General features: G+C 67.6%; 15 protein-coding genes. 12 read left to right on the plus strand and 3 right to left on the minus strand.

Going from position 1 to position 13194, the window contains the following annotated elements:
- Nucleotides 1–16 precede the first annotated feature (16 nt).
- The 3 genes from IC40_RS0108210 to IC40_RS0108220 all read left to right on the plus strand — a co-directional run bounded on the left by IC40_RS0108210 (nucleotide 17) and on the right by IC40_RS0108220 (nucleotide 3140).
- The gene (locus tag IC40_RS0108210; RefSeq protein WP_030134258.1) at nucleotides 17–1072 is read left to right on the plus strand and encodes an SDR family oxidoreductase; all 1056 of its coding nucleotides are present in this window, start codon (nucleotides 17–19) and stop codon (nucleotides 1070–1072) included.
- Nucleotides 1073–1109: 37 nt separating this feature from the next.
- Complete coding sequence (locus IC40_RS0108215; protein ID WP_030134259.1) at nucleotides 1110–2174, plus strand: lysophospholipid acyltransferase family protein; 1065 nt, start codon at nucleotides 1110–1112, stop codon at nucleotides 2172–2174.
- Nucleotides 2175–2294: 120 nt separating this feature from the next.
- Nucleotides 2295–3140 carry a type IV toxin-antitoxin system AbiEi family antitoxin gene (locus tag IC40_RS0108220; RefSeq protein ID WP_030134260.1) on the plus strand — a complete coding sequence of 282 codons (846 nt, stop codon included), beginning with the start codon at nucleotides 2295–2297 and terminating at the stop codon, nucleotides 3138–3140.
- 62 nt (nucleotides 3141–3202) lie between these two features.
- On the opposite strand, the gene IC40_RS0108225 is transcribed toward IC40_RS0108220, so the two are convergent.
- Together IC40_RS0108225 and IC40_RS0108230 are read right to left on the minus strand one after the other, a co-directional pair.
- A complete protein-coding gene (locus tag IC40_RS0108225; RefSeq protein ID WP_030134261.1) occupies nucleotides 3203–3733 on the minus strand; it encodes an FAS1-like dehydratase domain-containing protein in 531 nt (176 codons plus the stop codon).
- 26 nt (nucleotides 3734–3759) lie between these two features.
- Nucleotides 3760–4560, minus strand: a complete 801-nt coding sequence (locus IC40_RS0108230) for an HAD family hydrolase (RefSeq protein WP_019513813.1) — start codon at nucleotides 4558–4560, stop codon at nucleotides 3760–3762.
- Nucleotides 4561–4598: 38 nt separating this feature from the next.
- Between IC40_RS0108230 and IC40_RS0108235 the strand changes: the two genes are divergently transcribed.
- The 9 genes from IC40_RS0108235 to IC40_RS0108275 all read left to right on the plus strand — a co-directional run bounded on the left by IC40_RS0108235 (nucleotide 4599) and on the right by IC40_RS0108275 (nucleotide 11451).
- Nucleotides 4599–4850 (plus strand): glutaredoxin family protein, encoded by a 252-nt coding sequence (locus tag IC40_RS0108235; RefSeq protein WP_030134262.1) that lies wholly within the window; start codon nucleotides 4599–4601, stop codon nucleotides 4848–4850.
- Between the two features lie 78 nt (nucleotides 4851–4928).
- Nucleotides 4929–6272, plus strand: coding sequence for a glutamyl-tRNA reductase (locus tag IC40_RS0108240; RefSeq protein ID WP_030134263.1), 1344 nt, complete (start codon nucleotides 4929–4931; stop codon nucleotides 6270–6272).
- The gene (gene hemC, locus IC40_RS0108245) at nucleotides 6269–7204 is read left to right on the plus strand and encodes a hydroxymethylbilane synthase (protein WP_030134264.1); all 936 of its coding nucleotides are present in this window, start codon (nucleotides 6269–6271) and stop codon (nucleotides 7202–7204) included. Before IC40_RS0108240 ends, hemC begins: the two co-directional genes overlap by 4 nt.
- Nucleotides 7201–8865, plus strand: a complete 1665-nt coding sequence (locus IC40_RS0108250; protein ID WP_030134265.1) for a bifunctional uroporphyrinogen-III C-methyltransferase/uroporphyrinogen-III synthase — start codon at nucleotides 7201–7203, stop codon at nucleotides 8863–8865. The genes hemC and IC40_RS0108250 overlap by 4 nt, the downstream gene beginning before the upstream one ends.
- Nucleotides 8866–9846: a porphobilinogen synthase gene (gene hemB / locus IC40_RS0108255; protein ID WP_030134266.1), complete on the plus strand. Its 981-nt coding sequence runs from the start codon at nucleotides 8866–8868 to the stop codon at nucleotides 9844–9846.
- Entirely contained in the window at nucleotides 9843–10262 is a 420-nt protein-coding gene (locus tag IC40_RS0108260; RefSeq protein ID WP_030134267.1) for a hypothetical protein, read from the plus strand. The genes hemB and IC40_RS0108260 overlap by 4 nt, the downstream gene beginning before the upstream one ends.
- Nucleotides 10263–10274: 12 nt before the next feature.
- Entirely contained in the window at nucleotides 10275–10718 is a 444-nt protein-coding gene (locus IC40_RS0108265; RefSeq protein ID WP_030134268.1) for a hypothetical protein, read from the plus strand.
- Entirely contained in the window at nucleotides 10715–11218 is a 504-nt protein-coding gene (locus IC40_RS0108270; RefSeq protein ID WP_030134269.1) for a transport-regulating membrane protein Mce1N, read from the plus strand. Before IC40_RS0108265 ends, IC40_RS0108270 begins: the two co-directional genes overlap by 4 nt.
- Nucleotides 11215–11451, plus strand: a complete 237-nt coding sequence (locus IC40_RS0108275) for a hypothetical protein (protein WP_234411712.1) — start codon at nucleotides 11215–11217, stop codon at nucleotides 11449–11451. The genes IC40_RS0108270 and IC40_RS0108275 overlap by 4 nt, the downstream gene beginning before the upstream one ends.
- Here the strand turns inward: IC40_RS0108275 and IC40_RS0108280 are convergent.
- Nucleotides 11448–13070 carry an HNH endonuclease signature motif containing protein gene (locus IC40_RS0108280; protein ID WP_030134271.1) on the minus strand — a complete coding sequence of 541 codons (1623 nt, stop codon included), beginning with the start codon at nucleotides 13068–13070 and terminating at the stop codon, nucleotides 11448–11450. The genes IC40_RS0108275 and IC40_RS0108280 overlap by 4 nt on opposite strands.
- Between the last annotated feature and the right edge of the window lie 124 nt (nucleotides 13071–13194).

Raw genomic sequence — 13194 nt, forward strand, 5'->3', positions numbered from 1 at the left:
CCGCTAGGCTGGCCCGATGGATGAGCTTGGTTCCGCACCGAAAGTCGTCCTGGTCACCGGGGCCTGCCGTTTTCTCGGCGGGTACCTGACTGCACGCCTGGCGCAGAACCCCGCGATCGACCATGTCATCGCGGTGGATGCGATAGCACCGAGCAAGGATCTGTTGCGGCGGATGGGGCGCGCCGAATTCGTGCGCGCCGACATCCGCAACCCCTTCATCGCCAAGGTCATCCGCAACGGCAACGTCGACACCGTCGTCCACGCCGCGGCGGCCTCCTACGCGCCGCGTGCCGGTGGACGGGCCACCCTCAAAGAGCTCAACGTGATGGGTGCCATCCAGCTGTTCGCGGCCGCGCAGAAGGCGCCGTCGGTGCGCCGCGTCGTGCTCAAGTCCACCTCCGAGGTGTACGGGTCCACGTCGCGCGATCCGGTCCGGTTCACCGAGGACGGCAGTGCGCGCCGACCGCCGACCGATGGTTTCGCCCGGGACAGCATCGACATCGAGGGTTATGCCCGTGGGTTGGCCCGGCGACGCCCGGATATCGCGGTGACGATCCTGCGGCTGGCCAACATGATCGGTCCTGCGATGGACACCGCGCTCTCGCGCTTCCTGGCCGGCCCGGTCGTGCCCACGGTGCTCGGCCGCGATGCCCGGCTGCAGCTGTTGCACGAACAGGACGCGCTCGGTGCGCTGGAACGGGCCACCGTGGCGGGCCGACCCGGCACCTTCAATGTCGGTGCCGACGGCATCATCATGATGAGTCAGGCGATCCGCCGTTCGGGCCGCGTCGCGCTGCCGGTGCCGCGTTCGGCGCTGGCCGTCATCGACTCGCTGCGCCGAGCCACCCGTTATACCGAGCTCGACCGCGAGCAGCTGAACTATGTGAGCTTCGGTCGGGTGATGGATACCACCAGGATGCGAAACGACTTAGGCTATATCCCGAAGTGGACCACCGCGGAGGCATTCGACGATTACGTGCGGGGACGTGGTCTGACGCCGATCATCGACCCGAAATGGGTACGCTCTGTGGAGGGTCGGGCAGTGGCGCTGGCGCAACGCTGCGGCGGCTAGGGGACGACGTGACGTCGGGTTGGGGAGAGGTTGTTCGGTGGCGGGTGAATCAAAGGCGAAAGTGATTCCGCTGCGCGCGAATTCGGGTCGTTCGACCGCCGCGCGCCGCGCCGCTCAGCGTGCCGATGGTGCGCGCAGGCATCCCTCCCTGCTGTCGGATTCCGACGAGCGTGCCTCCGCCGAGGAGATCGCCGCCGTCGTCCGCGAGATCGACGAGCATCGGAACAACGGCGCGGCCGCCGCCGAAGAGGACGTCCCCAACGAACTGTCCAAGGCCATCTCCGCGATCGCCGATTTCGCCACCCGCCGGATGACCGGTGACTACACCGTCGACGAGTTCGGTTTCGATCCTCATCTCAACGACAACGTCGTATTGCCGCTGCTGCGTGGGCTTTTCAAGAACTGGTTCCGCGTCGAGGTCAGCGGTATCGAGAATCTGCCGCTGGACGGGGCGGCGCTGGTGGTGGCCAATCACGCCGGCGTGCTGCCCTTCGACGGGCTGATGGCGTCGGTGGCGGTGCATGATCACCATCCGCGTCAACGGGCGTTGCGTTTGCTGGCAGCGGATCTGGTCTTCGACATGCCCGTGGTGGGCCAGGCGGCGCGCAAGGCCGGACACACCGTGGCATGCACCTCCGATGCGCACCGGCTGCTCGCGGCCGGTGAGCTCACCGCCGTGTTCCCCGAGGGTTTCAAGGGGCTGGGTAAGCCCTTCAAGGATCGCTACAAGCTGCAACGGTTCGGCCGCGGTGGCTTCGTCTCGGCCGCGCTGCGCGCGCAGGTGCCCATCGTCCCGTGCTCGATCGTCGGGTCCGAGGAGATCTACCCCAAGATCGGCGACATCACGTTGCTGGCGCGACTGCTGGGGCTGCCCTACTTCCCAGTGACGCCGCTGTTCCCACTGGCGGGTCCGCTGGGATTGGTGCCACTGCCGTCCAAGTGGCACATCAAGTTCGGCGAGCCGATCTCCACCGACGGCTACGACGAGGGTGCGGCGGATGACCCGATGATCACCTTCGAGCTGACCGACCACGTCCGCGAGACCATCCAGCACACGCTGTATCAGCTGCTGGCGAGTCGCCGGAACACCTTCCTGGGCTGAGCCCTTTACAAGGCGGCGCGAGATCGACGTTTATGCGGTCGCAGATGTCGTCAGAGGACCGAAACGTCGATCTCACGAAATCGATGGAGCCGTTCAGGCAGTCGCTGCGTCTGATCCAGCATGCGCATCCCATTCGTCGGCGCCGACGCCGTCGCTTCCGGTGAGTTGACGCCGTTCGCGCTGCGACGCCGGTATCGGCCGATTTACCGGGGGATCTATGTTCCCGCTGAGCACGAGGTGTCGCTCCGCGATCGCATTGTCGGCATCGGATTGGCAGCACCCGACGCCGTCATCGCCGGCGTAGCCGCATCGGCACTCTACGGCTCGAAGTGGGTCGACGCCGATGAGCCAATCGAGGTGGTCATGGGTGGACGTCGTACCCAGCAGGGTCTGATCGTGCGCAACGACACCCTGCAACCGGACGAGATCGCGACGATCTCGGGAATCCGGGTCACCACCCCGGCACGTACCGCCTTCGACCTGGCGAGGTACCTTCCGCGTGATCGGGCCGTCGCCAGGCTCGACGCGTTGCAACGTGCGCGACCGTTCTCGGTCGAGCAGGTCGTGACGATCGCCGCGCGGCATCCGCGGGCGCGGGGGTCGACGCAGCTGCGGACGACTCTGCCGTTCATCGACGGCGGAGCGGAGTCCCCGAAGGAGACCTGGCTGCGATTGCTCTTCATCGACGCCGGCCTGCCCAGACCCACAACGCAGTTCGTGGTGTACGACGAGGAAGGCCGCTATGTCCGGCGAATCGACATGTGCTGGAAGGAGTTCAAGGTCGGCGCTGAGTACGACGGGCAGCTGCACCTGACGAGCCGACACGACTACGTGAACGATGTGAAGATCGGGCGGGTGTTGCGCCGGTTGGACTGGCGGATCCTGCACGTGATCAAGGAGGACCGGCCGGTCGAGATCATCTCCGAGGCCCGGACGGCACTCCTGTCGCGGGGCTGGCGTCCGTGAGATCGACGTAGCTGTCGTCGCAGGCGTCCTGAGACCACAAAAATGTCGATCTCAACTCACAACTAGCTGTTCTGGTTGGCGACCATCCGCGCGATGGAGGCGTCCCGGGCCGCCGCGATCTGGGCGGTGACCTCGTCGGCCTCACCCTCGTGCTCGGCCTCTCCGAGGATGGTGATGACGCTGGTCAGCACCGGATTGCCATCGTCATCGGTGACCTCGGCGCGCACCTCGGTGAGGATGGCGCCGTGCGATTCGATGACCGAATCCAGGTACGAGTCGAACCACAGTTTGTCGCCGGCCTTGATCGGGCGGTGGAAGACGAGCTTCTGATCGCGGTGCAGCACCCGCTCGAGGTTCACCGGCACATCGAACTGGTTGAAGATCTCCAGCTGCACCCGCCGCCCGGCGACCGCGATGAACGTCAGCGAGGCCACGAGGCTGTCATGACCGTGCTCGGCGGCACCTTCCTCGCTGTGGTGGGCGGGGTGCTCATCCTTGACCGCGGTGGCGAACTCGCGGATCTTCTCGCGGCCGACCTCGAAATAGTCGGGGTACCGGTAGTGGGTTCCCACGATCTCTTCGGCAATGCCCATGGCGGGTCAGCCTACCGTGCGGGCGCTCAGTGACCGGCGTCGCGGCGAGAGGCGACCGCGGCCAGGGCCCCGCCGACCGCACCGAGGGCCAGCGCCGAGGGCACTCCGATGCGGGCCGCCTTGCGGGCGGTACGGAAGTCGCGGATCTCCCAGCCCCGCTCGCGGGCCACATCGCGCAGCGCCGCGTCGGGATTGATCGCGACCGCGGTGCCGACCAGCGACAGCATCGGCACGTCGTTGAAACTGTCCGAGTAGGCGGTGCATCGACGCAGGTTGAGGCCCTCGCGGATGGCCAAGGAGCGGACCGCATGGGCCTTGCCCGCGCCATGGAGGATGTCCCCGACGAGCCGGCCGGTGAACACGCCGTCGACGGATTCGGCGATGGTGCCCAGCGCGCCGGTCAGGCCGAGCCGACGGGCGATCGTGTCGGCGAGCTCATATGGCGTCGCGGTCACCAGCCACACCTGCTGGCCGGCGTCGAGGTGCATCTGCGCCAGTGCGCGGGTGCCCGGCCAGATCCGGTCGGCGATGATCTCGTCGTAGATCTGTTCACCGAGCTCGACCAGTTCGGCGGTGGAACGGCCCTCGATGAACGCCAGCGCCTTCTGCTTGCCCTCGGCGACGTCGTCGCTGTTCTCCTTGCCGGTGAACTGGAACTTGGCCTGCGCGTAGATGATCCCGGCGATATCGCGGTAGGTGAAGTACTTGCGCGCGGCCAGCCCGCGGGCGAAGTGCACCAGCGATGATCCGTGCACCAAGGTGTTGTCGACGTCGAAGAACGCCGCCGCGGTCAGGTCCGGCGGTGGCGGCGGAGGCGTGTCGGACACCGTTCAACATTAAGTCACCGGGGGCCGATACTGGGGGCGTGGACCATCAGGTGTTGTTGCTCACACGTGCCGGATGCAGCTTGTGCGCGGCGGCCGCCGCGACGCTGGACGCACTGGCCGCCGAACTGGGCGTGCAGTGGGAGTCGGTCGATGTCGACGTCGCCGCCGACGCGGGTCAGCCCGCATTGCGCGCCGAGTATGGCGATCGGCTGCCGGTGGTGCTCCTGGACGGTGTCGAACACAGCTACTGGGAGGTCGACGAAGCGCAGTTACGAAAAGATCTCAGCTAATTTGGTCGCTGCGCAGGTAAAGGCTACTTTGGACCGTGGCCTAGGGCGAGTGACGGGAAGAATCTGGGTGATGATGCCGTGAGCGTACTGCTATTCGGAGTGTCGCACCGCAGTGCGCCGGTTTCCGTCCTGGAGCAGCTCAGCACCGACGAGGCCGACCAGGCCAAGATCGTCGATCAGCTCCTGCAGTCGTCGCTGGTCACCGAGGCCATGGTGCTCTCCACGTGCAACCGGGTGGAGATCTATGCCGTCGTCGACGCGTTCCACGGTGGCCTGTCCGTCATCGGCCAGGTGCTCTCCGAATGCTCCGGCATGGGACTGAACGACCTCACCAAATATGCCTATGTGCGCTACGCCGAGGCCGCCGTCGAGCATCTCTTCTCGGTCACCAGCGGGATGGATTCACTGGTGATCGGTGAGCAGCAGGTGCTCGGTCAGGTGCGCCGCGCCTACGCCGCCGCCGAGGCCAACCACAGCGTCGGCCGCACCTTGCACGAACTGGCCCAGCGCGCCCTGTCCGTCGGTAAGCGGGTACACAGCGAGACCGGCATCGACTCGGCCGGCGCGTCGGTGGTGTCGGTGTCGCTGGAGATGGCAGAACGGCGCATCGGTGGCCTCGCCGGTCGCCGGGCTGTGGTCGTCGGTGCGGGCGCGATGGGTGCCCTCGCCGCCAAGCATCTGGTCCGCGCCGGTGTCGAACGTGTCGACGTCGTCAACCGATCGCTGCCGCGCGCCCGCAGGCTGTCCCAGAACATCGCCGATCTCGGCGTGGCGTCGCACCCCTATCTGCTCGATGATGTCGCCGCGGTGCTGGCCACCGCCGATGTCGTGGTCAGCAGCACCGGTGCGGTCCGCCCGGTCATGACGCTCGCCGACGTGCACCATGCGCTGGCCGCCCGTGACGACGACGATCGGCCGTTGGTGATGTGCGATCTGGGCATGCCGCGCGATATCGACATCGCGGTCAACGGTCTGCCCGGCGTCCACGTCATCGACATGGAGCGCATCCAGCGTGAACCGCGGGCCCGCGCGGCGTCCTCGGATGCCGAGGCCGCGCGCACCATCGTCGCCAACGAGGTCGCCAACTATCTGGCCGGCCAGCGGATGGCCGAGGTCACCCCCACGGTCACCGCGCTGCGTCAGCGGGCCGCCGACGTCGTCGAGGCCGAGCTGCTGCGCCTCGACAACCGGCTGCCGGGGCTGGATTCCACGCATCGTGACGAGGTGGCCCGCACCGTCCGCAGGGTCGTCGACAAGCTTCTGCACGCCCCGACCGTGCGGGTCAAGCAGCTCGCCGGGGCGCCCGGCGGGGACAGCTACGCCGAGGCGCTGCGCGAATTGTTCGAACTCGACCCGCAGGCCGTCGACGCCGTAGCCGGCGGCGAACTGCCGTTGATCGCATCAGATACCGATACTCAGTGATCCGAATCGGCACCCGGGGCAGCCTGCTGGCGACCACCCAGGCCGGCTTCGTCCGCGACGCGTTGATCGCCAACGGACACGAAGCCGAACTGGTCATCATCTCCACCGAGGGCGACCGCAATCAGGGCCCGATCGCCGATATCGGCGTCGGTGTGTTCACCGCGGCGCTGCGCGAGGCGCTGGCCGACGGTGAGGTGGACGCCTGCGTGCACTCCTACAAGGATCTCCCGACCGCCCGGGACGAACGGTTCACCATCGCCGCCGTGCCGCCCCGCGAGGACTCCAGGGACGCGCTGGTGGCGCGTGACGGACTGGTGCTCGGTGAGCTCCCGGCGGGCTCGGTGATCGGTACCTCGAGCCCGCGACGGGCCGCGCAGCTTAGAGCACTGGGTCTCGGTTTGGAAATCCGCCCCCTACGAGGCAACCTAGACACCAGGTTGAACAGGGTAAGCAGCGGTGATCTCGACGGCGTCGTCGTCGCCCGAGCGGGCCTGGCCCGCATCGGACGGCTGGACGTTGTCACCGAGGCCCTGGAACCGGTGCAGATGTTGCCGGCACCGGCTCAGGGGGCGCTCGCGGTCGAATGCCGTGCCGCGGATTCCGACCTCGTCGCGACATTGGCGGAGTTGGAAGATGCCGACACGCGCGCCGCGGTCATCGCTGAACGTGTCCTGCTCGCCGAACTGGAGGCGGGTTGCTCCGCACCGGTGGGTGCCATCGCTGAGGTGGTCGAGTCCATCGATGAGGAAGGCCGCGTCTTCGAAGAGCTGTCGCTGCGCGCGTGCGTGGCGGCGCTGGACGGATCCGACGTGATCCGTGCGTCCGGTATCGGGACTCCCGAGCGGGCACGGGAGCTGGGGCTCTCGGTGGCCGCGGAGTTGTTCGAACTGGGTGCACGCGACGTGTTGGCAGACGCTGGGAGTGACAGATGACTGGGCACGCAGGTAACCGGGGCCGCAAGATTCGGCCCGGCCGCATCACATTCGTGGGCTCCGGCCCAGGTGATCCGGGCCTGCTGACAACGCGTGCGCGGACCGTGCTCGCCAATGCGGCCACCGTGTTCACCGATCCCGATGTGCCCGAGTCGGTGCTGGCGCTGGCCGGTTCCGAGTTGCCGCCGACCTCGGGTCCCGAGCCCGCCGCCACCGAGACGCCCGACGGTGAGACCGTCGCCGCGGTGGTGCCTGGTGGTCCCGACGTGCGACCGGCCCTGGGCGATCCCGCCGAGGTGGCCAAGACGCTGGCCGCCGAGGCGCGAAACGGCGTCGACGTCGTCCGCCTGGTCGCCGGTGATCCGTTGTCCGTGGACGCGGTGATCGCCGAGGTCAATGCGCTGGCTCGGACCCAGCTGAACTTCGAGATCGTGCCGGGCCTGCCGGATACCACCGCCGTGCCGACCTACGCAGGCCTGCCGCTGGGCTCGTCGCACACGGTCGCCGATGTGCGCGACCCGAACGTCGACTGGGCCGCACTGGCCGCCGCCCCCGGGCCGCTGATCCTGCACGCGACCGCCGGCCACCTGGCCGATGCGGCCCGCACCCTGGTCGAGTACGGCCTCGCCGAGAACACCCCGGCCGTCATCACCGCGCACGGCACCACCTGCCAGCAGCATTCGGTGGAGACCACGCTGGTCGGCCTCGGCGATAAGGCGATCCTGAACGCGGCCGAGCCCTCCGGTGGCACGCCGGGCCCGCTGTCGGGTCCGCTGGTTGTGACGATCGGCAAGACGGTCGCCAACCGCGCGAAGCTGAACTGGTGGGAGAGCCGGGCGCTGTACGGCTGGACCGTGCTGGTGCCGCGCACCAAGGATCAGGCCGGCGAGATGAGTGACCGGCTGGTCACCCACGGCGCGCTGCCGGTCGAGGTGCCCACCATCGCCGTCGAGCCGCCGCGTAGCCCGGCCCAGATGGAAAGGGCCGTCAAGGGTTTGGTGGACGGCCGGTTCCAGTGGGTGGTGTTCACCTCCACCAACGCCGTGCGCGCCGTCTGGGAGAAGTTCAACGAATTCGGTCTGGACGCCCGAGCGTTCTCGGGTGTGAAGATCGCCTGTGTCGGTCAGGCCACCGCCGATCGGGTGCGTGCCTTCGGTATCAACCCCGAATTGGTGCCCGCCGGTGAACAGTCCTCGCTGGGCCTGCTCGACGAGTTCCCGCCGTATGACGAGATCTTCGATCCGGTGAACCGGGTGCTGTTGCCGCGCGCCGATATCGCGACCGAGACGCTGGCCGAGGGTCTGCGTGAACGCGGTTGGGAAATCGAGGATGTCACGGCCTACCGCACAGTGCGTGCGGCCCCGCCGCCGGCGCACACCCGCGAGATGATCAAGACCGGTGGGTTCGACGCGGTCTGCTTCACCTCCAGCTCGACGGTCCGCAATCTGGTCGGCATCGCTGGTAAGCCGCACGCGCGCACCATCGTTGCCTGTATCGGTCCCAAGACCGCCGAGACGGCAGTCGAATTCGGCCTGCGCGTCGATGTGCAGCCGGAGACGGCCGCGGTCGGCCCGCTGGTCGAGGCGCTCGCCGAGCACGCCGCCCGGCTGCGTGCCGAGGGGGCACTGCCGCCGCCGCGCAAGAAGAGCCGCCGCCGGTAAATGGGTTTCCCCAGACATCGTCCCCGTCGGCTGCGTTCCACGCCGGCGATGCGAAGGCTGGTCGCGCAGACGACGCTGGAACCCCGGCACCTGGTGTTGCCGATGTTCGTCGCCGACGGGCTGACCGAGCCACGCCCGATCAGCTCGATGCCGGGAGTCGTTCAGCACAGCCGTGATTCGTTGCGTCGTGCGGCCGCCGACGCGGTGGCCGCCGGGGTGGGCGGGCTGATGCTGTTCGGCGTTCCGCAGGCGCAGGACAAGGATGCCTCCGGCAGCGTCGGCATCGATCCCGACGGTGTGCTCAACGCCGCGCTGCGGGACCTGGCGGGCGACCTCGGTGATGCCACCGTATTGATGGCCGATACCTGCCTCGACGAGTTCACCGATCACGGTCATTGCGGTGTGCTCGATGCACACGGCCGGGTCGACAATGACGCGACCAACGATCAGTACGTCAAACTAGCTGTCGCACAGGCGCATTCCGGTGCTCATGTGGTCGGGCCCAGCGGCATGATGGACGGCCAGGTCGCGGCCATCCGGGACGGTCTGGATGAGGCGGGGCACGAGGACGTCGCGATTTTGGCGTATGCGGCGAAGTTCGCCTCGGCGTTCTACGGCCCGTTCCGGGAGGCCGTGGATTCCAGCCTGTCCGGCGATCGGCGTACTTACCAACAGGATCCGGGTAATGCGCGCGAGGCCGTGCACGAGGTCACGTTGGACATCGATGAGGGTGCCGACATGGTGATGGTCAAGCCCGCCATGAGCTATCTCGATGTGGTGGCCGCGGCTGCGGAGATCTCGCCGGTGCCCGTCGCGGCGTATCAGATCTCGGGGGAGTACTCGATGATCAGCGCCGCCGCGGCCAACGGTTGGATCGATCTGCGGGCCGCCGCACTGGAATCGCTGACCAGCATCCGCCGGGCGGGCGCCGATATCGTGCTCACCTACTGGGCGGCCGAGGCTGCCGGCTGGCTGAAGTGACCGAGCCTGCCCCTGCCGAGAACGTGCGCCCGGAAGACGTCGACACCGGTGCCTGGTTGTGGGCGGCCGCACTGATCCTGATGGTGCTCGGCTACCTGATCGATCTTTTCACCGCACCCATCGAGGTGGCCTGGTACATCTACGCGGCGTCGGTGCTGTTCGTCGTCGTGATTGCCGCGGTCGTCGCCGCGTTCACCTGGTTACTGCGCTTCGGCTACCGCTGGCCCCGCACGTTGTTGACGGCGGGCGGACTGACCGCGGTGGTCTATACGGTGACCAGTCTGTTCACCGTCGAGCGCAGTGCTGCCGTGGCCGCCTTCGGGTACGCGGCCTGCACCATCGTGGGTTCGGTGCTGATACTGGGCGGAGTGGTGCTGCTGCACCGCAAGGACGCCCACGAATACCTCACCCGCTAGGCTGCCGGGATCATGACCGCACCCTCGTCACCCGCGCGTCCCGGCATCGTCAACATCGCATTCTGGTTGGTCCTGGTGGGCTCGGTCTTGCTGCTGTCGGGTGGCCTGTTGGGCCTGAGTGTGGCGGTGAGTGCCGAGGACGCGGTGTTCGGGAAGGACGTGTCACCCGAGACGGTCCAGAACCTGCGGATCCTGTTGGGTGGGCTCAGTGTGTTGTGGGCCGTGGTCGGGATGGCGCTGAGTTTCCTGGCCGGGCGCGCACGCAATGGCGACCTGCGATTCCGTCGGTCGGTCGTGGTGATGGCCGCGGCGGTCGTGCTGATGGTGTTCCTGTTGACGCTGCTGGCTCCGTTCACCATCACGTTGCCCACCCTGTTCGGGGTGGTTCCGGTGGCCATCGGTGCCACCCTGTTCATGCGGCCGGCGGCCACGGACTGGTTTTTGGACATGCAATGACCGAGGACGAACCGATCGACAAGGGTCCGACCGAGCCGCGTGCCGAACAGGTGCTCTTCCACGAGCCCGGCGGCACCTGGTGGTGGCTGCTGGCCGGTCCGATCGCGGGGTTGGCAATGGCGCTGATCCAGGTGTCCGGCGGTGCCGGATGGCGCCTGGGCGTGCCCGCGGTGTTCTGCATATTGGTCAGTGGTTTCCTGGCGATCCAGATCAAGGCCGCCCGTATCCACACCTCGGTGGAGTTGACGCCGACGACGTTGCGCCAGGGCACCGAACGGATACCGATCGCCGATATCGTGCAGATCTATCCGGAGCTCAAGCGTGGCGAGAGCGAGAAGTGGCAGACCTACCGCGCCTTTGGTGAGCTCAGCGGGATTCCGCGCGGCCGGACCGGTATCGGTATCAAGTTGACCGACAAGCGGACCGGGCAGGCATGGGCTCGTAAGCATCGCACTCTGCGCACGGCCCTGGTCGGACTGGTCGAGGAGCAGATGCCGTGAGGCGCACCGCAATGATCCAATTGGGTGCTGCGCTGCTTGCCCTGGTCGGTTGCGTGCTGAGCTGGTGGGCATCGCGCTCGGACGCGGAGTTACCGCCGGTTCTGGAGGGTGAGCCGACGGTGGCCACGGTCATCTACTATCCGCCGCTGATCCTGCTGGCGCTGCTGCTCGCCACCGTCGCCGGTGTGCTGACGGTGCTGGGCATCGTCAGATTGCGGGCGTCGCGCACTTAGAAGTCCGGTTGTCCGCGGGCGTTTTCGAGGGCGAGTTCTCCTGCGTTGCGGGTTCGTTCGGCGTTGATGCGGTATTGGCGGTCGTGTTGTCGGGTGCGTTGGCGTCGTGGGATGTCGGGTTCGCGGTCGCCGAGATTGCCGCGCTCCCCGATCAGGGTGATGTGCCGTGTTCTTGTTATCGGGGTGTCGATGGTGTTGTGCGGGAACAGGACTGGCCCCAGCGGCTTTGTCGTGTAGGTGTGTCCGTTCGGGGCGGTCCAGGTGGTGGTGCCGTCGGGGTGCGCTTTCGGGGTCCACCCAACTTTCACGGTTTTCAGTAGGTGGTGTTCACGGCACAGTGGGCGCAGGTTGCCCGGATGGGTTGCCCCAGCAGGCCAGGGGGTGACATGGTCCAGGTCGCAGCGTTGGGCGGGTTGTCCGCAGCCGGGGAAGCAGCAGGTCATGGCGGTCATGCGGACATAGGCCGCCAGCTTGGCTGAGGGGCGGTAGCGGGGTTCGGAGCCCAGGTCGGTTGCGCTGCTCAGGGGCCGGACTTTCGCTCCACCGGCGATGAGGTCAGCGACGAGGTGGGCGGGGATGATCGCCCCGTCCAGGGTGATGCCGGCACCCACGCCAGGTCGAGTGCTGGCGGCCGGGGCAGCGGGGCGCGGATCAGAAGGTCGCGGATGGGTACTGCCTTCTTTCGCGGCGGGCTGCTCAGCCGGCGGCGCGGCCACCGACTGTTCCTCAACCCCATCGCCATCGGGCGTGTCAGGCACCGGACCCGACTCGGGCGTAGGCCCGTCATCTGGTTTCGCCCCGTGCCCGGTGTCGGGTTCTTGTCCGGTGAGCACGTAGATGGTGACCGCACCGGCCCGAGGATCCTTGCCCGACCCGGTGCAGTCGGGGTCACCGCACAGGCACGTCAAGGTTTCGGCGCCGGCCAGGACGGCGGCCAGGGCGTCGGCGCGGCGTTCGGCCACGGTGCGGGGATCACCGTCGCAGACACTGTTGGCGAGGTCGTTGAGGCGGGTGTCGCTGATCGCGGCGTCGGTGGTGCGCATGCGTCCCCAGAACGACACGACCCCGTCGGGGTCATCGGTGTCGCCGAAGTCGATGTAGCGGTCGTTGGCCGCGGCCTTGGAGCGGATGACCGCGATCGGATCGAACTTGTGCACCCAGAAGTCGACCGCCCGGATCAACGCGGCCTCCGAGAGCGCCCCGTACTCGTGGGCGGTGCCGGCGATCCCGGCATCGATCAACCCCAACGCCTCCTCATCGCAGACCAGTTGGGTCCGCCAAGTGATTGCATTGATGACCTTCGCCGACACCAACCCGCGGGCGAACACCTCCGCGGTCCTCGGCAACCGATCACGCAGGGCCATCGCGATGCGCATCTGGGCGCTGGCGGCCCGGGGACCGAGGGTGCAGGCGGCACTGATCTCGGCCTTCGCGAGTGCCCACCCGTCGATCAACTTCAACGCCGACGATTCGTCTTCGTCCTCGCAGTGTCGTGCGGTGACCTCGGCCACCAACGCAAGCCGCCGGGCCGCCGCGGCCGCCTCGGCGCGGGTGGCATCGGTGACCGCAGCGATGAGCTCCTCATCGCTCAGCTCCGACAACCCCGACTGTTCGAACATGTGTTCTATGCTACCCGCGCCCACCGACGTGACAAGGCCGATCGCGCCCCCTGTGGATAACTGCGTATGGGCTGATCAAGGTGCCGAAAGGGCGGTGATCAGCATGGGATCCGCCGTCTGCGCA

The sequence above is a fragment of the Mycolicibacterium neoaurum ATCC 25795 genome, assembly GCF_000691525.1.
Classification (GTDB): Bacteria; Actinomycetota; Actinomycetes; order Mycobacteriales; family Mycobacteriaceae; genus Mycobacterium; species Mycobacterium neoaurum.

Excerpts from the sequence above, each read along its gene's own strand:
- IC40_RS0108210 (WP_030134258.1), top strand. The coding sequence starts at position 17 with ATGGATGAGCTTGGTTCCGCACCGAAAGTCGTCCTGGTCACCGGGGCC.
- IC40_RS0108220 (WP_030134260.1), top strand. The coding sequence starts at position 2,295 with ATGCGCATCCCATTCGTCGGCGCCGACGCCGTCGCTTCCGGTGAGTTG.
- IC40_RS0108225 (WP_030134261.1), bottom strand. The coding sequence starts at position 3,733 with ATGGGCATTGCCGAAGAGATCGTGGGAACCCACTACCGGTACCCCGAC.
- IC40_RS0108250 (WP_030134265.1), top strand. The coding sequence starts at position 7,201 with ATGACTGGGCACGCAGGTAACCGGGGCCGCAAGATTCGGCCCGGCCGC.
- hemB (WP_030134266.1), top strand. The coding sequence starts at position 8,866 with ATGGGTTTCCCCAGACATCGTCCCCGTCGGCTGCGTTCCACGCCGGCG.
- IC40_RS0108265 (WP_030134268.1), top strand. The coding sequence starts at position 10,275 with ATGACCGCACCCTCGTCACCCGCGCGTCCCGGCATCGTCAACATCGCA.
- IC40_RS0108270 (WP_030134269.1), top strand. The coding sequence starts at position 10,715 with ATGACCGAGGACGAACCGATCGACAAGGGTCCGACCGAGCCGCGTGCC.
- IC40_RS0108280 (WP_030134271.1), bottom strand. The coding sequence starts at position 13,070 with ATGTTCGAACAGTCGGGGTTGTCGGAGCTGAGCGATGAGGAGCTCATC.